The organism is Microbulbifer sp. MCCC 1A16149, from assembly GCF_050368945.1.
Lineage (GTDB): Bacteria > Pseudomonadota > Gammaproteobacteria > Pseudomonadales > Cellvibrionaceae > Microbulbifer.
The window spans coordinates 4,473,200-4,493,714 of record NZ_CP185959.1 but is presented as its reverse complement, the minus strand read 5'-3'; the positions used below and the strand labels follow the sequence as shown (position 1 = coordinate 4,493,714).

Below are 20,515 nucleotides of genomic sequence, written 5' to 3'. Positions count from 1 at the left end.
GGAGGCATTTGGAAAAAGGGCCGATCAAGTGATCGGCCCTTCGCCAATTACCCAGCGCTCGGGATATTGGCAACCATACGCATGGAAGTAGTGAGTTCTTCCATCTGCAGCCAGGGCTTCAGGTACGCAACAGCGCTGTAGCAACCGGGCTGGCCTGGAATTTCCTTCACTTCTACGCGCGCTTCTGCCAGCGGATACTTCGCCTTCATTTCGGCACTGGCATCGGGGTTGGAGTTGGTGTACTGGGAGATCCACTTATTCAACCAGCGCTCACAATCGCCAGCTTCCATAAAGCTTCCCACTTTGTCGCGAGCCATTACCTTGAGGTAGTGGGCGATACGTGAGGTGGCCATCAGGTACGGCAAGCGAGCGGAGATGGAGGCATTCGCGGTCGCATCTGGATTGTCGAATACTTTCGGCTTCTGGGTGCTCTGGGAACCAAAGAACACGGAGTAATCGGTGTTCTTGTAGTGACACAGCGGCAGGAAACCCTGGGCACTGAGCTCCGCTTCCCGACGGTCGGTGATACCGATTTCGGTCGGGCACTTCTGGTCCAGATCCCCATCGTCACTTTTGAACAGGTGGGTCGGCAGGCCTTCGACTTTACCGCCACCTTCCGCACCGCGAATCGCAGTACACCAGGAGTTTTCAGCAAATGCCTTGGTCATGGTGGTGCCCATCACGTATGCAGCATTCATCCAGCAATACTGTTCGTGATTTGCCGGACGGGAGACTCCATCCTCGTCTACTTCGAACTCTTCGTAGTTGAAGGATTCAACCGGCTTGGTGTTTGCACCATACGGAGTACGCGCCAGGGTGCGCGGCATCACCAGGGTTACGAAACGGGAGTCATCGCTATCGCGGAAGCTACGCCATTTGATGTATTCACCAGACTCGAAGATACCGCCCAGATCGCGCGGCTTGGAGAGCTCGGTGAAATCATTGAAGCCAAACATACCCGCACCAGCTGCGGAGACGAAGGGACAGAAACCGGCAGCGGCCACATTGGACATTTTGCTCAGCAGCTCGATGTCTTCCGGGTGGCTGGTGAATTCGAAGTCGCCGATCATGCAGCCGAATGGTTCGCCACCCGCGGTTCCGAACTCTTCTTCGTAAATCTTTTTGAAGGTCTGGCTCTGGTCGAACTCGACCGCCTTGTCCAGATCGCGGAAAAGCTCGCGCTTGGTAATGTTCATCATGCGGACCTTGAGGGTCGCGCCGGTTTCGCTGTTCATTACCAGATGATTCAGACCGCGCCAGGATCCCTCAAGCTTCTGGAACTTCTCATCGTGCATGATTGCAGCGAGCTGCTTGGACATTGCCGCATCAATTGCCGCAACCGCCTTGTTGACGGTCTGGGTAAGGTTACGATCCCAGGTCACGGTGCCCTGCAGAACCTGTTGGGTGAGGTTGGCGATCAGATCCTGAGCTTCATCTGGCTGAGTTTGCTTGGTCGCAGAAATGGCCTGCTCCAGCAGGCTTACCGACTGCTCTTCCGCTTCCTGTTCCGCTACATTTTCAACTTCGGTGCTCATTACGCGTCCTCTCCCTTGTCTTCTCCCAGCCCCAGCTGCTCGGAGATTGCGGTGACGTTTTCAGTGCTCTGGAGAATGTCTTCCAGAACTTTTTCCAGTTCCTCAGAGCGATCAGCTTTACTCAGCAGATCACGCAGTTTACTGCGCGCTTCGAGCAATTGTTTTAGGGGCTCAACCTGCTCCACGATCTGCTCTGGGGTAAAGTCATCCATGTGATTGAAATCGAGGTTTACCGCCATCTTGCTGCCGTCGTCAGACAGAGTGTTTTCCACCTGCAGCTCGAGCTTCGGATTAACCTTGGCCATCACATCGTTGAAATTGTCGCGGTCAATCTGAACGAACTTGCGTTCTTTCAACGCCTTTCGATTTTCCATGTTGTCGCCGGAGTAATCACCCATGACGCCCGTCACGAAAGGCAGTTCTTTTTTTACTTCCGCACCATTGGTTTCAACATCATAGGTAATATGGACACGCGGCTTACGCACACGCTTCAGTTTGTTGTGAATACTCTCGGACATCTGGGTCTCCTTTCCTCAATACAGGAATCGTGGTGTTTTCTAGGGATTTACCAACTGGGTTCTGCGGTCGGCTCCGGGGCTGCCCAGCCCGCATCTTCCTGGGCGGGTTGAGACTCGGCGCTGGCAGCAGGCTGCTCGGCAGGGGTAGATTGGGTAACTGGTGGTGCCACATAACGCTGGCTGTCGGAGCCATCCAGTCGCACACCAGTCAACTGTGAGTACATGGCGCGGGACTGGTCGTCAGGCAGAAGTTCACCCATCAGCTCGGCTACGGTCATGCGGCCCCAGCCAATCAGTCGCTCGAGACCAGGCGCCAGCGGCGTATGCGGTTCGTACGTGCGGAAATATTTCGCGGCCTTTTCCAGTAATTGCAGGGCGTCTTCCCTGGAGGTAATAGCACCCGTGGGTACAGAGACCATCTGCATCGCGATTCCTCCACTCTCGGCGACGGCGGCAGGCGCCTGCCCGGCATCCACGTCAACGGGCTCGGCCTCTTCGGCAGCGGCGAGCGATTCAAGCTGGGACTTGTAGACAAAACGGACTGTGCGCAGCACTTCATCGAGAAGGGTAGTGATATTGGTCGAGGGCGGCGCATCACTGCCACAGGATTCCCGCAGCGCAGCATTGGTGGCCTTGAAACTGGTGAGGCACTCTTCCAGCGTATCCACCAGATCCGATGCCCATTGCGGAGCCGCCGGGGTGGCACAGGCATCAAACTCGCCGATGCTGTAGCCGAGTGTTTCTACCCGCGCGGCTTTGGCATCCGGGTCAGCGATCTTGTCTGCGTCCCGTGCCTGCTGATAATGGAAGAAGGAGTAGCTGCCGTAATCGCCCTCCGGGGTGATATCGGCGTTGCGGATTGGCATCAACAGGGTGCCATCTGCACCGTCGCCGTTGAGGCCAGTAAGGGGCGCCACCTTGGTTTCTATGCCGTCTTCATCGGGCTCGGGGTATAGATCATCCCAGTATTCCGCGATCAACCGCTCGATGAGCGTAAATCCGTCGCGCAGCCCGGGAAAGCCGTGCAGGCGAATCAGCGCTTCGGTATACCAGCTGGCAACCTCGAGATCCTTGCTCTTTTCCTTGAGAATCTTCTGTGCAGTCTTGGCTACCTCGCGCCAAGGTGCGAGCAGGTCGGCGTCGCTCTCGTCGAACATCGCCGAACGCTCTGCGGCGCGCGCGCTGTTGCGGGCATCCTTGATGGTGTAGTAATCGGAGGTAGGGGAGCGATCTGCGCGGATGTCTTCGCCCTGCCGCTGCTCGCCGGGAATATCCTGCAGAAGAGAATCCAGTTCTATCGCATTCGGAAATGCCATGAAAATTCCTTTTCATTATCGGGCGCAGAATGTTTCTACTACGCGCCTATCGTTTAGCAATTTTTTCAGGCCAGAGCAGCCTGGGAGAACGCAACCTGAGTAGCGCCCTCCGAATCTGTAGCATTTTCATACGAATCACTTCCCGCCGCGGCTGAAAAGCTTGTGATCAGGTGATCAAATTCGCGTTTACGCTCTGAAAATACGCTCTGCTCACACCACAGGAACAGGGTATAGATTCTGTCATCACAGCCGATACAGGCCACAAGGTACTGAACCGGCACGGTATCTACCTCGGCAAGTAACTCGCCAAAGAACCCGGTTCCACCTTCGATCTGCAGCTTCTCCGGCAAACGGCTTACCGCCGCCTGATAGAGCTGTGCAGCACATTGGGATAACTGCGCGTGGCAGTATTCTTCTACCGTTGGCGCCGAAGGAAAATCTTCTACTCTCTGCGGCAGCACAACCAAAAATTCATTGTTTTCCAGACTACCCGCCTGCAAGACCGCTCGCTGGTTCAGGTCGTCAAACACCTGCCAGCAGCCCGGTACTGATACAGAGCAACTGCCGTCATCGGCGGTCAGCCGGACCGTTGCCGAAGCGGGCCTAACGATACTCGAATTCTCTGCGGCGTTATCGCTGCATCGGACTTCGGCATGCCACCCCGCCCCCCAGAAAGCCTGCACCAGCTTCTCACCTTCCGCGATCTGGTCACAATTTTTGACCACAGGAGAGTGACGACCCAGCAGCTTTTTTATCCGGGCAAAATCCAGACCGAATTTCTCGGCCAGCAACCGGATGCCCTGCCGACGATCAAAACCTTCCCTAAGAACACCGGTAAAAACTACCTGGCATTGCCTCGCTGACATTTTCAATCCCTGAACTTGCGGCCAAGAAAACCTGTTTACGAATTCCTGGCGAGGCCGAACTCCAATGTACAGCCTGTAAAAACTTACACAAACTAAGTAACTGTGCTTGCGCTACCTGGTAAAGACGCACAACGAATGCTATCCCGCAATCCGCACACAAAATCGGTACGGTCGTACCGATTACTGAAGCACCAAACCATTATTTTATCGGAATAGAATTCCGCTTGAACACCGGTTTAACTGTATATACTCAGAAAAACCGACTTTTTATTGGTACGCTTATACCAATTAGACGGAAGACTCTTCCAAAATTTTCACCAGTGAAATTTCGGCGCACCAAGCATTCCGCAGTAACTCCCCGGATCTGGCAGCCCCGGGCTCAACAACGAACTCGGGGCGAGGTGCTGTGAACCTTCACACCACCACAGACTGAAGCTGTTATGTTTATCCTTGATGAGAATTTCGAGCATCGACGGATAATGTTGTGAAATTCTTGAGGCGCCACTGAGTGTTAACAGATCGCCTTCATTGTCCGCAGTGATGGCATTGCCCGGTAAATCCGCCAGCGGCGGGAACCTCTCCAGCACCTGGTCCGCGGAAAGTGCATTTTGCAGTGCATCTATTGCCAGTGCAGAAGCCTGTTCATACCACTCCTCGGCATCAATCTGTACAGCAAACGGATTTGTTCCATTTTCCAGCGGCGCCGCAAGCGTGACAGGAAAGTAGCGCCCGACACTATCTACACTGGGAACCAGTATCCCTGCCCAGCCCTGCTGGTTGAGAACACCGGGGCTCATTGCAAACCGCCAAATTGGGCTTGTGAGGTAATAATCCAGCCAGCGCTCACCAACCAGCTCTCGCGAACCGTGAACCGCGCGCTGCAGCCATTCGTCCCAGGGCGTCACAAAACTTGCAGGTAACTCCCGCTGAATAAAGTCGCCGTGTCCCGGAAGTTTTCCAAACAGTCCGCTGCGTGACATATCTGCTCCGTTTACAGTACTTGCGGACAGCGATAACCGCCCAGCAAGCCTTGATCGAAGGGATTGCTCACGCCGGCAGCGGAAAGCTTGAACTGTGCCGAGCGCCCGGATTCGCGGAACGTAACCAGATATTCAGAACCGTTGCGAGAAGACTCCAGTTCCGAATTCAGCAACAAACGATACCAGGCCCAGTCACCTTCGAAATGCTGCCGGTGCACCGTTTCATTCAGGTCCTCAAACAGAATCCGTACTCGGTTTGTTTCTCCGCCGCGCCAATCCAGCTTCGAGCGCGTACGCGGACCGTGTGAATAGGGCACCCGCTGACTACCCAGCTCCAGCGAAAACAGCCTCACACCGGAATCCAATTTTGTTGGCTCTATACGGAAGCTATACCCGGCCTGCTCACCCTGACTGAACAGGGTCTTTCGGATACGCTCCGCGCGCTGCATCTGGCGCAATGCACCACTGGAAATACCCAATGTCTGACCTTCGAGGGCTTTGAGTTTCCAGTTGCGCGTATCTACAAACGGCTTCAGGTACTCCTGTACGAACTGCTGCTCGATACCGCCGGGCTTGAAGTACTTGTTGAACTCCATTACCGGCGCTTCCTGGCTGCCGCTGGCTCGAAGAGGGAAGCGGTCCGCTAGACTGCGGCTGTACACACTGTAAACCTGTTCCCGCCATACGCGATCGGTGTGGCGCTTGGCTTTGGCCATCACCAGTCCCCAGGTGCTGTCTGCAATCTCTTCCAGCCAGTGGTCAAAGGGTGCCGGTGCATTGGCAGCCTTTACCCGCAGTTGTTTGATTGCATCTCCAGCGCCACTAAAGCGGGCCTTGGCCTTGTTAAAAGCCACCTCATCGGTATCCACACCGCTATCAATTTCCGCCAGATACTCCTGCAGCTGGGTGATACTGGAAAGGTAATCCTGCACACGAGCCGGTCGACCTTTTTCACTGCGGGTCAGCCTTTGCAGCTCTTCAAAGCGTAGGTCTACCACGGTCGGCTGGAATTTCTCCGCCAGCTTGCTGGCTGCACCACTGACCGCAGCAGTGCCGAGTCGACGGGTTGTACTGGAAACCGGAAGCGGTACGCCACTCGCGTCCACGGGCACTTCGGGACGCGGGGTCAGCGACGTGTTGTCCGAAGTGATTTCAGCAATGGCCAGCAGTGGCGAGTACACCGGGTCGGAAAGTTTTGACAATACATCCAGCGCTTCAGAGGTGGACTGGAACCGCTGGATTGAAAAGCCCGATACGAACTGCTGCCAGCGCTGCTGGTATTCCCCGAGATAGATACGCTTGACGTCCTCTCCGAGGCGCTTGCGATCATCCTCATTGAAATCTTCGCCACTGAGGTCACCGCCGTATATCCAGCGTTCGTCTGCCAGCTGATCCAGTAGCGGGGAATCTGCATCGAAGTCCAGCTCTTTATAGCCGGCCTTGGTATACAGGTAAGGGATATGGAAGCGACTGTCACCCGGGTCAACACCGAACAATTGTGCGGTGTCTCCACCCACTTCGCCGTAGAGATCGATCTGAGTCTGTCCCAGATCGCTGCGCAACATCTGCGCATACAGGCGCTGCGGTACCGGGATACGACGTAATTGCTGGCGGGCCGTTGCGATTACCCGCTCGTTTGGCTCGAGATTTTCCGGCAGCGGACGGGAGAAAAGGCGTTCCAGATGCGTCAGCATCTGCTCCTGTTTACCGGCCTCGCCTGACAGGGTCTGCGACCATTCATCACTGAAGTACGCCGTTAAATCTTCCAGGCTGCGCTTTTCCGGATTAAACAGCATCAGATAGGTCTTCAGCGTCTGGGTCAGCGCTGGATCCGCACTGTCGAGTTTTACCAGTCGTTGCTCCAGGGCACGCTGCAGTGCCGGCAGGAAGGTGAGCTCCAGCTGCTCGCGATAAAGGCGATCCGCCGCGGCATCGACTCGTTCATCGTACAGACCGAGATTATTCAGCCAGGGGTGCTCTTCTTTCTGATATACGCGAGAAGCCGCCTCCAGTGGCTCGAGCAGCTCCAGGGTTTGCGCTGGTGAGATTTTGCGGTCCCCCAGTTTTTCCCTGGCTTCCTCGTATAGCGCAATATTGTCGCGGACCTCCCCCATATACCGCTTGTTCTGCGCAATACTGCCGGTCCACAGGAATAGAGCACCAACAAAAGCGGCAATGGATCCCACGTAGACAGCACCGCGCAGCCAACGGGTAACACTTTCAACCTTGCGGTTCACTCCGACCAGCTCGGCTTCCGGGAAGATGACATCTTTCAACAGGCGATGCAGGAAGTAACTCTTGCCTACCCCCTGGAATCGCTGCGCCGCGTCGCGCTCGAGTCCGAAGTCGGAACTCACCGAGGCCATCATCCGGTCTATCGGGCTGCCCTCCTGGGTGCCACTGGTAAAGTACACACCGCGCACCATGGGCACTGTGTCATAGCGATTGGCGCTGAATGCCTGCTTCACAAAATCGGACAATACGTTTTGCAGGCTCTCCATGCGCGCAGGGAACCCCTGCAACAGAGCGCGTTTCTCGACATTACGCTCCTGGTGTACACGCCACAGGACCCGCTGGTTGAGCCGCTGGATCAACGCCTGGAATTCGCTGACAAAGTCATCCAGTGGCGCACCCGCCCCCGTGTGTGTTTCTGCCGGGAAACTGATTCCCCAAACCTGCTCGCGCTCGGCCTGTGAAAGATTGTCGAAATATTCGCTGAAGCCTGCAACGAGGTCACACTTGGTGAAGGTCAGATAAATCGGGAAGCGGATCCCCAGTTGCTGCTGCAGATCATTGATACGCGCGCGGATGGTCTTGGCCTGATGCACCCGCTGTTCGGTGGTCTGTACCATCAGGTCCTGCAGGCTGATTGCGACCAGCACGCCATTAATGGGACGGCGCCGACGGTAGCGCTGCAACAGATTCAGAAAAGCTTTCCAGGCACTGTTGTCGTGTACGCGGTGGCTGTCCTGAGTGGTATAGCGCCCGGCGGTATCAATCAAAACCGCATCATTGGTAAACCACCAGTCACAATTGCGTGTACCACCTACGCCACCCAGGGCCTCTTTGCCGTGACTCTGCGCGAGAGGAAACTCCAGGCCAGAATTGACCAGTGCAGTCGTTTTACCGGATCCGGGTGGGCCAATAATGATGTACCAGGGCAACTGATAGAGAGACACGTTGCCGCGCTGGGATTTGAACCGCGCCTTGCGCAGCACCTGCATGGCATCACGGAAGCGCTCTGACAACGCATTCAGCTCTTCACGGCTGCGCTCCTGGTCCGGATCTGCTTCGTCTTCCTGCGACTCTTCAATACCCTGAATCAGCGCCTGGTTTTGACGGCGCTCCACCAGCCACTGGCTCAGGTTCCATACCAGCCAGATCGCAAACATAAATACGATGATGGTGAGCCGCACACCCGTGGACAAGGTTGCATTGTCGCTGCCAAATTTTATGTAATTGGCACCAAACCAGATTAATAGCGAGAGCGCACACAAGCCAATCAGGCCCAGCACCCATTTATTGGTAAAAAAATTCGCCAGTCGTTTCATGAATTACTCCAGTCCCCGCGACCATTCTGCGCCGGGCAATCAGCAACCGTATTTAGCGCGGCTGCGCAATGTTTTCCCGCGATTCAGGCATCAGCGCCTGGATCTCTTCCGCTACCGGCGTTGCGCTCTGATACAACCACCAACGGTACCCGCTGAAGGTTGCCACCAGCACACCGAGCACCACACTGGCAATCACCCACAGGGGCACGTACTGGATCAGCTTTGTCTTGCGATCCACGCAACCCTGCCAGCGCGGGGAGAGATCCCGGTCCATGGCCGGACGATGGCTTTCAATGGTGCGATACAGGTTGTCGCGGATCTGTTCCAGCTGCTCGTGGCCGCGCTGTACCAGACGATACTTGCCCTGGAAGCCGAGACTGAGGCACAGATAAAACAGTTCCAGCAATTCAATATGCGATCCAGGGGTTTCCAGGGTGCGCTGCAGAATCAGGAAACATTTTTCGCCACCGAAGGTTTCCTTGTGGAACAGGCTCAACAGGGAGTGCTGGCTCCAGCCACTCGCGGTACCCCAGGGAGTGGATAGCACCACTTCGTCCACCACCGTGCACAGCAGATATCGTGCAGTCAGCACCGTTTCCTGGGAGAGGGACAGCTGCTTGGCCTCGCGCTCGAAGCTCTGAATCTCGCGCGTCAGGCGTTTGTGCAGATCCGGTACATTGGCGTGGTTCATGGTCGTGCGGAGCTTGATGATGGCCCCGAGCACCTTGGAAGCCGCAGAGATCAGCGGATTCAGGCTATTGCGAATACGCAGGTCTCCAGCAGCCATGTCAGGGACTGCGGGTTGCTGGGGCTGAGGCGACTGTCCTCCCGCGGGCGCGGCCGCCCCCGGAGTTGGGATCATTACCGTGCGATCTGCAGCGCCGGGCGCTGAATAAGCATCGTTACTCATTTTCAGTTATTCCTTATCGCCCACAGTTCCATGGTCAGGCCCGGAAATTCAGCCCCCAGATGTACCGCGAAACCGCCGGAGCGCTGCATCGCCTGCCACAGCTCACCGGTCCGCTCGAGTTCAAAATAGGTAAAGCCGGCATGGTAAGGAATCTGCCGCGGCGCGACCGGCAGGGCGCGGATGGAGAGGCCCGGCAACTGCGCGGAAATGAGTTCGCGGATAGCCTCCACTGGCGCGACTTTTGCCTGACTGGGGAAACGACTGCGCAGCAGGTCTCCGGGCATATCTGCCTTTGCCGCCATCACAAAGCTCGCAGTTTTGACCAGGGAAGGATCCGTAATCGGTGCCACGTAAATGCCGAACTTGCGCTGTACCAGATCCATGGCAATTGCGGTCTGCTCGAGGACTGTAGACAGCGACTGGCGCAATGCAGAAAACAATCCCACATAACTCTGCTGCAGGTTTTCGTGCATGTAACGCGGGATTTCTGGCGGTCGTTTGTTGGCGGCGGTAAATGTGGAGAGCTCACCAGCGAGCTGCAACAGCTCCAGGAACAGGCTGTGCGGATGCAGCCGGGGCTGCCCGGTGACCTGTTTGAGCAATGGTTCGAATCGGTTGATTACCTGCAGCAAGAGATAATCAGCAATCTCGGCGGAACCGCTGCGACCGCTGTCGGCCAGGCGATGGCCCAGCGCAGTACCGCGGTGATCCAGCAAGCCCTTAACTTCTTCGATATATGCCTTGATTACCGGAGACGCATCGGCGTTTAACAATGGCGGGATATAATCGGGATCCAGTTCAACCGGCTTTTCCGGCTGACGCTCGCGAATACGGGTAATACCGATTGCCGCATATCCGCTGAGATCGTCACTGCCGAGCTTCAGGCAGGCCCGCAGCTTGCCAACCTGAATTCTCGCTGCTTCACCGGAGGTGGAAGCACTGTTACGCGCATCGAAGTTATTTGCCTGATAGCGTGCCTGCGGAAAATCTTCCTGATCCCTGACCGACTCCTGGCTTCCCGGGCGCTTCATCGGCACACACAGATAAACAATTTCATCCCGGGTATTTACCGGGACGTCCAGCACATCCGGCAGGTTTTCATTCTCCGGCGCCAGTACCGGGGTGCCATCGGGAAAGATACCGCTGATTCGGGACAGGGAAATTTTCCCCATGGCCAGCGGCTCACTGTCGATAGCGAGCTCCAGCAGCCCCCAGGTATAGGGCCCCAGGGCGCCCGTGCGGGCCTCGACCAGCTGCTCCAGGTAGCGGTCCTGTTGCTGGAAGTGCTGCGGGCGAAGGAACATTCCCTCGCTCCAGATAACCTTATTATTCGCCGACATACGCTGTCCTTGTTGCGGCGCCAGGCTGTTGCCTTGCGGATTGGATAGGATCGATATTCAGAGTTATTTTCCGGACTGCTGCAGTTTGCGCAGACGCTCATACTCCGCACTGGAAATGGTTACCGTGTTGTCTTTTTTCGGTTCTTCACGCGCAGCGCGGCGACGCATATCGAGGGCTTCTGTAGAAGCCATGCGCGTACCCTCCAGGGTGATCGCATATTCATTCTTTTTGTGGTCTGTAATCGGCAACAGCATCAGCGCGTCGGCATCCTGATACTGGACAAATTCAGCCAGCAGGCCGATATATCTGACCTCAGGGGTCAGTGCCAGCTGCTCGATCCGCTGCTCACCGGGGGCAAATTCCTTGAGGATGACGGTATCGATCAGGTCTTTGCCGAGACGGGAATCCGCATTCTCATACAGGTTCAGGAAATCTTCCCGGGAAAACTGGCGGTCATCGGCAAGCATGAATACCCGCAAAACCACCGGGGATGCACGCCCGTCGCTATCCGGGTTTACTTCATTTTCGATCTCCACTGCCAGTGCAATGCTGGTATCGAGATTCAGGGTACGGCGGGTTGTCTGACAGGCAGCAAGCCCCACGACCAGCGCTATCACAACCAGCAGTTGTACAATTTTTTTACTTTCCACAGCGATCTCCATATTTTTTCCGGCAGCCCTACGCGGGTACCTTTGATTATTACGATCTTAGAAAAAAGCGCTTTTCCTGCAATTAACCTTTGCCAAAACTGCGCGCGCTCTTGAGTTCGGATAACTGGCTTTCATACGTCGCGGCAAATTCATCGCCAAACAGGCGCCGGTAGCAGGCTTCCGGATCGCTTACCAGCTGCCGGTACATCTCTACAAAATTGTCCCAGTTGCGCGCTCCCTTACTGGAGAAGACGCCACCTTGAGCGCCATTGCGCCGCTCGATTTGTTCAGGGCTGAAAAAACGTAACATTGCATCGTAGCCGGCGCGCATTCCGGACAGCACCGCAACCTGATGGTCCGACAGGTCATCAAAACTGTCGCGCACCGCTTCCACCGGCTGCAGGAATGCGCCGTTGCTCGCAAACATCGCAGCCAGCGCATCTGTCGCGCTGGCACTGAACTTGAGCGGATTATTGGCCTCGGTCTGGATCATGGTGCGCTGTACGCGCAATTCGTTTTTGATACTGGTACGCGCCCGCAGCAGGTCAATCAGGCGCGATACGGTTTCCTCGATGATCTCCGCGGACTGTTGATCCAGATGCTGCAGTTGCTCAGCACTCAAATTTAGACCCAGCCTTTCCACCAGCATGCCCCCACGAACCGTACCTTGCGGTTGCGGTTGCGGTTGCGGTTGCGGTTGCGGTTGAACACCCTGGGATGGCGCCGGCACGGGCGCAAATTGCTGGGAAGCGCCGGCGAACCCGGCCCCTGTCGGCGGTGCGGCAACCGGTGACTCCACAGTGGGCGCTGCGGGCGTATCAAAACCCGGCGCGCCCTGTACCTGCTCGCTGACCAGCGCAGAAAGCGAATCGGCGAAGGGGTTGTTCGCTGCGGGCTCCGGTGCAATGGCGGGCGACGGGATCTCGGCTGCGGTACCGAAAGACTGATGTGACTCGATTCCCCCCATGGGATTGGGTTGTGCGGGAGCTACCGGCGGTGTTTGCGGCGGCGGAGAAATCTCCGCAGCCACATCCGGAAGCATTCCACCCATTGGCGGTGCTGGAGGGTTCTGCGGCGCGGCCTGAGCCGGCTGCTGTACGGAAAACTGCATCGCGTGGCTGTGCGCAGGCGCGTGATCCTCGGAGCTGCCCTCTTTCCACCAGGCATCGTCGCCTCCCCACTGATCACCGGCGGCTCCAGCCGGAGCACTGCCCGGGAAAGCGCCGAGGGGATCGGAGGCGGAACTACCCGCGCTAGAAGCATTCAACATTTCCAAGGGGTCACTGGGCGCTTCCTGACCAAGAAAGCCACTCATCGAATCACCGGACTGTCCATCAGTCAGGTATCCCCACTCACCACTGGGATTGCTACTAGCGCCTGTAACTGCCCCCATACTTGCGCCAGCATTGCCAGCGGCGGGCTCCAGCCAGCTATCCAGCTGCTTGGCCTCCTGTGCGGATTGCATTTTCGCCGCGGCTGCGGGGCTGAATGTGGTTCGGTCGGCACTGTCGAGAAAATCGGCACCACCCAGGCCGTCGGGTATTCCCGCTTCGGCCTTGTTCTGGCGAATACTGACTTTCAGCTGGTAATCGCCCAGGGTAATTGCATCTCCATCACTCAGGGCAACGCGGTTACCCTTACCCAGCGGATCGCCAGACTGATTGTGATAGGTCCCATTGGTACTCTGATCCACCAGATAGAACTGGTTGTCCGCAAACTGGATCTCGCCGTGACGGGACGAAACCACACGCTGCGGATCGGGCAGCACCCAGTCATTACTGTCGGCGCGCCCAAAGCTGCCTCCGGCGCTACTGAACAATTTGGTGTGCTTGATCATGTTGGCGCCTTCCGGGTCGGCAACCACAGATAGCATTAAATCCATGACGTTCAACTCCAAGGCCCGCTGAGCGGGGTTCCGGCAAGGGACTGTAGTTTTGGCAACAGGATTTCATCCCGCCCCTGCACCGAGCGCAGGGTGGAAAGTCCGGCAGACTGAAAACGCGCGGCGCCGGTATCTGTCATCAGGGCTTCCGCACAGGGCGTCATCCACTGCCCCTGGGGCAGGCGACGCAAATGCAGGGGAAGATCCGAGTAGATGTCGGAAGCAACAGCGGTGGGCTGGCCGCGAGTAACAAATTCACTGCACAGGGACAGCCCCAGCAGGTAGGCACCATTGCCCCACAGATAATACTGGTGGCCCAGCTCTGGAGTGAGTTCTTCAAACTTGAAGGTCTCGGTACGTGCGGTATCCGCACCGTAAGGCAGGCGCAACATAAACCGGGGAGCAGCCAGTGCCACATGTGCACAGGCGTCATATTCCCGCACGGCCTGCCAGCTGCTGGCGAACTCTTCCGACAGTGGGTAGTGCCAGTCATCGGGATCCATGGAACCTGCGAGACTTGCGCAGCCGGCGAGGCGGCTGTCGCCCCCCATCACCAACGCGCTGCCTGCGGCCTGGGCAATGGTAGCCAGATCGATCAGCATGTGCAGATCCCGCTCTTCATCCTCGATGAAGAAATCGCCTACGATCAGGTTGTAGGGGATTCCCCCGGCCACTGCCTCGCCCGCGACCAGACGCTGGAATAACTGCGATTTTTCCAGGTCATCTTCTGCCTGGGCCAGGTCCGCCAGTATTTCTTCCTTGCTGATATCAATCAGGTGAAGCTCCAGCCCCGGATGATCCTCGAGGCGACGCAGCAACAGATGCAGGCTTCTCCAGCTGGCTTCTATCTGACGAAAATCACTGTGGTGCATGATTTTGCGCATGGCTTCCGAGGCAGCCTGGGCAACCGCTTCCAGATATACGCTCTGGTTGGCATCGGGTTTTTGCTGCACATAGGGAGCAACGATGTCTTTGATCAGTTGATCGATTTGCCCCGTGGCACTGGACTGGTATTCCTCCTGGTACGTCTGCCCGGAGAGAATGGCATCCAGCATTGAGCGCGCTGACAGCCCACCTGCAGTACTGGGCGAAGATGCATCCAGCGCCGCCAGCTCCGGTCGCCACTGTTGAATTTCATCGGCGGCACGGGAAAAGTCCGATGGTGTCAGCAGCTGCTTTTCCAGCTCGATAAATTTCTTGAACAGCGGCACCCGCTGATACAGATAATCCGGGTGCAGGTCGTCGAACTCCAGCAGATGCAATGGCTGATCCATCAGCGGAAGGCGGATGCTTACCTGCAACTGCTCGAACAGCAGTTCAAAATTGTCCTTGCGCAATCGATGTGCGCTGCGCGTGGCAATACTGCCCGGATCACATTGCTTACAGCTGCCGCGACCACTGAAGTCACCCAGTATCGCAACCTTTAATTTGGCACCATGGTGCAAAGTGGAGCCGTTATCGCCCTCACCCTGCTCGCCAAAAATCGTTCCCGAGGTGTTTAACGTCGCCCTGCTCATACGCCGGTATCCATAGTCACTGTTTTTTCTTCCCCGGTGGCGCGCCCCACCTCTTCTGGCTTTTCTTTTAGCGGTGGTATCAATTCTGTATTCACAGCCGGAGCGCTATCGGCACGAGCGGTAACCGGACTATCTGTGGTGCTATTGCGCTTGGTATTTTTCCGCGGCCTACCCCGCTTCAGAGGGCGCACCCGCTGGTTGGCGATCTGTTCGATTTTGTCTTTGAACACGTCGCCTCCGAGTATCTGCCCCAGCTTGATGGTTTCGGCAATGTACTCGAGCAGCCGTCGATCGAAGCGATAGCGGAAAAGTTTGCGATAGGCCTCGGCACGCTGCTGTGGGGTCTCACCCAACTCCTGGTAAAGACGGTGATCGGTAATTACGTCACTTTCTTCATTGCTTGCGTGATGATTGAAGCTGGACCACTGATAAGCACCCAGGGAATCCGCCAAGCCGAGGTACAGGGGCCGCAATTCCACATAGCGATAGCAGGTGAGAAGGTACGCATCGGAATCAATCAGGCTGGACTTGTAACGCCCCGCCCAGAGCGTACCGGAACGTTTGTACTTGTGATTTACGAACTGCACGTAGCGCCGCCCCAACGATTGCATCATCGACGAAATACCGTCGGGCACTCTCGGGGTAGCGATGATCTGAACCATATTCGGCAACAATACGTAGGCGTGCACCTCGACCCGATACTGGTCTGCCGCATTGCGCAGGCTGGTCAGATAGAACTGATAATCTTCCTCACCATAAAAACAAGGCAGGTTGTTGTGGCCTACCTGAACGATATGCTGGGGAATATCAATCAGATTGAGTCTCGGGAGACGGGGCATCTTGCCGATAATTCCTTTTAATTTGCACAACCGTACCAATTGCGCATCCGTTACTGGGTAAGGGTTGGCATTATTGCAAATCCACTAAAAAAAATTCAAACGTTACTCGTTAGCAAGTTAACATTAACTGATTACATTTATGGAATTTCGCTCGCGCGCAGAACGGAATCTCGTTTTTACGGACAGGTCATGGAGTAATGACAGACATGGAGCCCATCAGGCTGGCTGTCAATGGACGCACCGATATCGGCCAGGTGCGAGAGGAAAATGAAGACAGTATCCGCTGCCACAGTAGCGAGGATCACCCCTTTGCCTATGTCGTCGTCGCAGACGGCATGGGGGGATACAGTGGCGGCGCCATGGCGAGTGGAATCGCAGCCGACACTCTTCAGGTTCATCTCGACGAACTACTCAACACGACTTTTCTCTCCTGCTCCCCCCAGCAACAGCAGTTGATGCTGCGCGCAGCCCTGGTAGACGCCATTGGCGTGGCCAACCGGAAAATTCTCGACCAAAAGCAGACCCACCCGCAGTTCTCCCATATGGGAACCACCCTGGTTAGCGCTGTGATCTGGCAGGATTTCCTGGTAGTTGCGCATATCGGTGATTCCCGCGCCTACCTCTGGAACAACTATGGCCTGCAGCCATTGACCAAGGACCACAGTGTGGTTCAGGAGATGATCGATTCCGGGCAACTGACCCCAGAACAGGCACTATCGTCCCAAGTACGCAATCACATTACCCGCGCGCTGGGCGTTGCCGAAAAGGTGGAAGCCACCATCAATAGCTGGACGCTGAAGGAAAGTGCGCTGCTTCTCCTGTGTAGCGACGGACTGACAGAATACCTGTGTGACCACACCATAGAGAGAGTCATGGCAACCTATCGCCCGGCTCTGGAATGTGTGTACCATTTTATCGATGACGCCAACCAGCGCGGTGGGCGCGACAATATCAGTGCGGGGATTATCGAGTTCTGCAATCGTACGGACGCGGTTGTTGAATTCTCCGGTGATCCAATCACACTAAAACCGAAGCAAAAAGAAGACATCACCGTAAGAAAGACACAGCGCTGATCATTTTCGTCACAAGTTTCGGCCCACAACGCATTTAATGAGCAAGCCCAATGACACCGGAAAGTCTGGTCGGTTTTATTCCTTCTGTTCTCGCTGACCTCGCCCCACCGCGACAGCCCCGTTCCCCCGGCGATGTCTTCGCCATCTGCGAGTGGTTGCGCAGCGCCGAAAATGGAACATCAGTACCACTTGAGACTAAAAACCCGCTGTGGCCCGACGCCCCGACCATCAGGCCAAACGATTACTGCCTGGCAAATTTTTCCAGCCCGGCCATTTTCCACCTTCCTGAAAACACACCGGTTCAGTTCTGCAACTATCCGGGCACCAACTTTAGCGGCGAGCCACTGCCAACAATTTCCCACGCCACCGTTGTTTGTGGCCATGTAATCGCAACCAACGGAGAGGTCGCTTTTTCGCGCACCGATTTCGTTCTGCCCGGGCCTTTCAACTTTTCCTGGCAGCGCTTTTACCGGCAAAGCGCCGATGACAATCAGGGCCTAGGCAACGGATGGCGGCATACACTCAGTGAGCACCTGCAACTTCCTGAATCGGGATCCGACAGTAACAACAAAGTTGTACTAAATACGGCCGAAGGGCGCAGTATCGCTTTCGATCTTCCCGCCATCGGTCACGGCAGCTTCAATCGCAGCGAGCGGCTTTGTCTGCTTCGCCAGAGCCTGCATAGTTTCCGCATCTCGGCATTTGATCAGCCCGATAAAATATTTCGCGCAGATGGTGCCGGCCGCAGTGTGCCACTGAGTGAAATCAGGGATAGCTTCGGCAACACACTGACGGTCGATTATCAGGAAGGGCGGCCACACAAGATCGTGACATCCTGGGGACGCACCCTCGACTTTGTTTACCGGGAAGGCCTTCTGCTGGAAATTTCCGATACACCGGGCAACTCGGAGTACGCGCCCCTGTGTGCTTACCAGTTCGATGACGAGCAGCATCTTTGCGCAGCAGTCAGCAGTCACAGCACCGGGTCAAACTACGCCGCACATCCCAGTGAAACGTATTCCTACGCACAGGGACGGCTCTGCGAGTTAAGCAACGACAATACCGGTCACCTCACATTTACCTACGACCGCATAGATCGCTGCCGCCTGCTTAGCATGGACCAACAGCAATACCTGTTGCGTTGGTCATCCGGGCGACGCACCTGCACACTGTCGAGTGACGACCAGCACGATATCCAGTGGCAGTTCGACACCCGCGGAAATACCATCAGCCGCCGCCAGCAAGGACGCGAGACCCGTTGTCGCTACGATCACTATCGCAACCTGTGTCTGCAAGTGAACAGCGCAGGGACAGACACCGTATTTCGCCACGATGAATTTGGCAGACTTGTGCGCCGTACCCGCCACGGGGTACACCAGCATTATATTTACGACGCCCAGGGGCGATTGCTGGCTGCCGGGATAAATAGCACCGACGGCCCCGCTGCAATCTGGAAATTTTCTTACCAGGAACATTCGCGACCCACGCGGGTGATCGACCCAGCGGGTAACCACTGGCACTGCGACTACGATGACAAGGGGCAACTGCGCCAGTTGAAGGACCCGGAAGATGGCTGTGTCAGCCTGCACTGGGACGCACAGTCACAACTGCGGGAATTGCAGCGCGGCGATAGTCAGTGTCACTGGCTGTACAACGAGCGCGGAAGGCTAAAGGCATTTAACGCAAGTGCAGCGGTGGCAAACAGCTGGGAATACGATACCGACGGCACTTTGAGCAAGGCCACACTGGGGGCACAAACCTATACCTTGCGCTGCGACGATCACCGCCGTCCCTGTGCCATCGAATGCGACGGAGAAACCCGGCTTCAGTGGCAATACGACGATCGCGGACTTGTGCGTCACATCCGGTTTGCTGCGGGTATATCCTGGGACCTGGATTACAATCCCCGCCGACGGCTCAACGGGCTGCGCACCGGCAACTCGCAATTCCGCTGGCAATACGATGCCTTCGGCCAGTTGAATCAGTTTTTCGGCGATGGGGATCACCAACAGCGGGAGTGGCAGTACGATCACGGCGGCCGCGTCACAGAGTACCGCGACAGTGATAACCACTGGTTTCTGGAGTACAACGCCACTGGCACCCTGGACCAGATCCGCAACAACAACGGGCAGCAGTGCAGCTTCCACTTCGATATTCACGGTCGCCTGCTGCAGGCCACGAACGACAGCTGTACCCTGCGCTACCGCTACGACCAGCGCGATTTGCTCATCGCCGAACACCGCGACCTGCTGCAGGAAAACCGCAGTGAAAGCCTCAGTATCAACCACCAATACGACAGCCGCGGCTGGCTGCGCAGCTCCAGTTCCGACAGCCTCAATGTCATCTACACCTTCGCCGCTTGCGGTAACCTCTACGGTATCGATGCCAATGGCAAGATGGTGTTGCGCTGCGAGCAACGGGACAACAGCGAGACCTGGAGCCTGGGCGAACACGAAGTCGTTAAGCAGTATGAAACCGGTCTACTTCAGTGCATTACGCTGAACGGGCAACACCAATTACACCCCCAGCTTCCCCAACAGCCCACTCGAATACCGAGCGCACCGGCACAGTTTCTGCTGCGCGCAGTGGACAAACACACGGGACTCGATCCGCGCGGCAATGTGATCGACGAAGTGCGCAGCGGCCAGCGCGAAGCACCGCGCTACCATTACCAGTACGATGGCTGGGGGCTTCTGCACAGTGCCGAATGCGGCGATTTCAAAACCTATTTCCACTACGATCCATTTGGGCGCAGGGTGGGAAAGATCAGCACCCATCGCCGCTCGCGGCGGCAACAGCGGGTATTCAGCCACTGGTCAGGCCTCAGCCTTTGGGGTGAAGTGACCGTGCGCGACGGCCAGCAAAGTAGCTGCCACTACCTCCATCATCCCATCAGTGCGGCACTGGTGGCGCGGGCACTCGATACTTCAGACGCCGGCAGTGAAACAGGGAAGCTGCAGTACTATGTTACCGATGATGAAGGAAAGCTGCTGGCGCTGCTGGGCGATAGCGGACCGGGCGAGCCAATCTGGCAGAGGGAAATATCGGAGCCCGCAGCAAATGCACCACGCAGTCCCGGTAGCTACCGGGGCCGCGAGGGTATCTTCGATGTGGAAACCCAGCTCGTATACCGCGGTTTCAGCTACTGGCACCCAGCCGATGGGACACCCTCACCAACTGGCAGTGCGCCTCTGGATATTGGCCAGGGCCGTTTGATGGCACTGCAGCAGAACACACAGCCCGCCCGCGCCTCAGGCGCGGTTCAGGGCGCGGATCCAGACCACGCTGCGGAACCGCTGACAGACCACAGCCGTTAAATCCAGCGCTGCTCCGGTCACACTCAACCAGTCCCTCCCCCGGTAAAACTGGCATCCCGTCACACAACTGGTCCACACCAGTTGGGGTGCCACAAGTTTTGACGCCCCATTCCCCAACCACCCCGACAAATTCCTTTAGCATGTCTCCGCGAAGACAGCGCTGTCATTTGTTTTGCGCGAAGCGCTCTCCCTTCGCCCCAAAAACATAATCAACAATAAA

14 protein-coding genes are annotated in these 20,515 nt (G+C 56.6%); 2 read left to right on the top strand and 12 right to left on the bottom strand.

Annotated features, from left to right (window positions below; translation table 11 throughout):
- Positions 1 to 47: 47 nt before the first annotated feature.
- The 12 genes from tssC to ACONT6_RS18545 form a co-directional block, all read right to left on the bottom strand.
- On the bottom strand, positions 48 to 1,535 hold the full coding sequence (tssC, locus tag ACONT6_RS18600) for a type VI secretion system contractile sheath large subunit (protein WP_428819855.1): 1,488 nt from the start codon (positions 1,533 to 1,535) through the stop codon (positions 48 to 50).
- The gene (gene tssB, locus ACONT6_RS18595) at positions 1,535 to 2,053 is read right to left on the bottom strand and encodes a type VI secretion system contractile sheath small subunit (RefSeq protein ID WP_078085365.1); all 519 of its coding nucleotides are present in this window, start codon (positions 2,051 to 2,053) and stop codon (positions 1,535 to 1,537) included. Before tssB ends, tssC begins: the two co-directional genes overlap by 1 nt.
- Before the next feature lie 47 nt (positions 2,054 to 2,100).
- Entirely contained in the window at positions 2,101 to 3,369 is a 1,269-nt protein-coding gene (gene tssA, locus ACONT6_RS18590; protein ID WP_428819854.1) for a type VI secretion system protein TssA, read from the bottom strand.
- Positions 3,370 to 3,434: 65 nt separating this feature from the next.
- On the bottom strand, positions 3,435 to 4,235 hold the full coding sequence (locus ACONT6_RS18585) for a hypothetical protein (RefSeq protein WP_428819853.1): 801 nt from the start codon (positions 4,233 to 4,235) through the stop codon (positions 3,435 to 3,437).
- A 314-nt stretch (positions 4,236 to 4,549) separates the two neighbouring features.
- Positions 4,550 to 5,215 (bottom strand): type VI secretion system-associated protein TagF, encoded by a 666-nt coding sequence (gene tagF / locus ACONT6_RS18580; protein WP_428819852.1) that lies wholly within the window; start codon positions 5,213 to 5,215, stop codon positions 4,550 to 4,552.
- Between the two features lie 11 nt (positions 5,216 to 5,226).
- A complete protein-coding gene (gene tssM / locus ACONT6_RS18575) occupies positions 5,227 to 8,766 on the bottom strand; it encodes a type VI secretion system membrane subunit TssM (RefSeq protein ID WP_428819851.1) in 3,540 nt (1,179 codons plus the stop codon).
- A gap of 52 nt (positions 8,767 to 8,818) precedes the next feature.
- Entirely contained in the window at positions 8,819 to 9,676 is an 858-nt protein-coding gene (icmH, locus tag ACONT6_RS18570; protein WP_428819850.1) for a type IVB secretion system protein IcmH/DotU, read from the bottom strand.
- 2 nt (positions 9,677 to 9,678) lie between these two features.
- Positions 9,679 to 11,016 (bottom strand): type VI secretion system baseplate subunit TssK, encoded by a 1,338-nt coding sequence (tssK, locus tag ACONT6_RS18565; RefSeq protein ID WP_428819849.1) that lies wholly within the window; start codon positions 11,014 to 11,016, stop codon positions 9,679 to 9,681.
- A gap of 63 nt (positions 11,017 to 11,079) precedes the next feature.
- Entirely contained in the window at positions 11,080 to 11,667 is a 588-nt protein-coding gene (tssJ, locus tag ACONT6_RS18560; protein ID WP_428819848.1) for a type VI secretion system lipoprotein TssJ, read from the bottom strand.
- Positions 11,668 to 11,749: 82 nt separating this feature from the next.
- A complete protein-coding gene (gene tagH, locus ACONT6_RS18555) occupies positions 11,750 to 13,549 on the bottom strand; it encodes a type VI secretion system-associated FHA domain protein TagH (protein WP_428819847.1) in 1,800 nt (599 codons plus the stop codon).
- Positions 13,550 to 13,554: 5 nt separating this feature from the next.
- The gene (locus tag ACONT6_RS18550) at positions 13,555 to 15,066 is read right to left on the bottom strand and encodes a type VI secretion system contractile sheath domain-containing protein (protein WP_428819846.1); all 1,512 of its coding nucleotides are present in this window, start codon (positions 15,064 to 15,066) and stop codon (positions 13,555 to 13,557) included.
- A complete protein-coding gene (locus ACONT6_RS18545) occupies positions 15,063 to 15,905 on the bottom strand; it encodes a transposase (protein ID WP_428819845.1) in 843 nt (280 codons plus the stop codon). Before ACONT6_RS18545 ends, ACONT6_RS18550 begins: the two co-directional genes overlap by 4 nt.
- Positions 15,906 to 16,102: 197 nt before the next feature.
- On the opposite strand from ACONT6_RS18545, the gene ACONT6_RS18540 reads away from it, so the two are divergent.
- Together ACONT6_RS18540 and ACONT6_RS18535 are read left to right on the top strand one after the other, a co-directional pair.
- Positions 16,103 to 16,978, top strand: coding sequence for a Stp1/IreP family PP2C-type Ser/Thr phosphatase (locus ACONT6_RS18540; protein ID WP_428819844.1), 876 nt, complete (start codon positions 16,103 to 16,105; stop codon positions 16,976 to 16,978).
- Positions 16,979 to 17,028: 50 nt separating this feature from the next.
- The gene (locus ACONT6_RS18535) at positions 17,029 to 20,295 is read left to right on the top strand and encodes a DUF6531 domain-containing protein (RefSeq protein WP_428819843.1); all 3,267 of its coding nucleotides are present in this window, start codon (positions 17,029 to 17,031) and stop codon (positions 20,293 to 20,295) included.
- Positions 20,296 to 20,515 lie beyond the last annotated feature (220 nt).

Coding starts and splice junctions, on each gene's coding strand:
- tssC (WP_428819855.1), bottom strand. CDS start 1,535: ATGAGCACCGAAGTTGAAAATGTAGCGGAACAGGAAGCGGAAGAGCAG.
- tssB (WP_078085365.1), bottom strand. CDS start 2,053: ATGTCCGAGAGTATTCACAACAAACTGAAGCGTGTGCGTAAGCCGCGT.
- tssA (WP_428819854.1), bottom strand. CDS start 3,369: ATGGCATTTCCGAATGCGATAGAACTGGATTCTCTTCTGCAGGATATT.
- ACONT6_RS18585 (WP_428819853.1), bottom strand. CDS start 4,235: ATGTCAGCGAGGCAATGCCAGGTAGTTTTTACCGGTGTTCTTAGGGAA.
- tagF (WP_428819852.1), bottom strand. CDS start 5,215: ATGTCACGCAGCGGACTGTTTGGAAAACTTCCGGGACACGGCGACTTT.
- tssM (WP_428819851.1), bottom strand. CDS start 8,766: ATGAAACGACTGGCGAATTTTTTTACCAATAAATGGGTGCTGGGCCTG.
- icmH (WP_428819850.1), bottom strand. CDS start 9,676: ATGAGTAACGATGCTTATTCAGCGCCCGGCGCTGCAGATCGCACGGTA.
- tssK (WP_428819849.1), bottom strand. CDS start 11,016: ATGTCGGCGAATAATAAGGTTATCTGGAGCGAGGGAATGTTCCTTCGC.
- tagH (WP_428819847.1), bottom strand. CDS start 13,549: ATGGATTTAATGCTATCTGTGGTTGCCGACCCGGAAGGCGCCAACATG.
- ACONT6_RS18550 (WP_428819846.1), bottom strand. CDS start 15,066: ATGAGCAGGGCGACGTTAAACACCTCGGGAACGATTTTTGGCGAGCAG.
- ACONT6_RS18545 (WP_428819845.1), bottom strand. CDS start 15,905: ATGCCCCGTCTCCCGAGACTCAATCTGATTGATATTCCCCAGCATATC.
- ACONT6_RS18540 (WP_428819844.1), top strand. CDS start 16,103: ATGACAGACATGGAGCCCATCAGGCTGGCTGTCAATGGACGCACCGAT.
- ACONT6_RS18535 (WP_428819843.1), top strand. CDS start 17,029: ATGACACCGGAAAGTCTGGTCGGTTTTATTCCTTCTGTTCTCGCTGAC.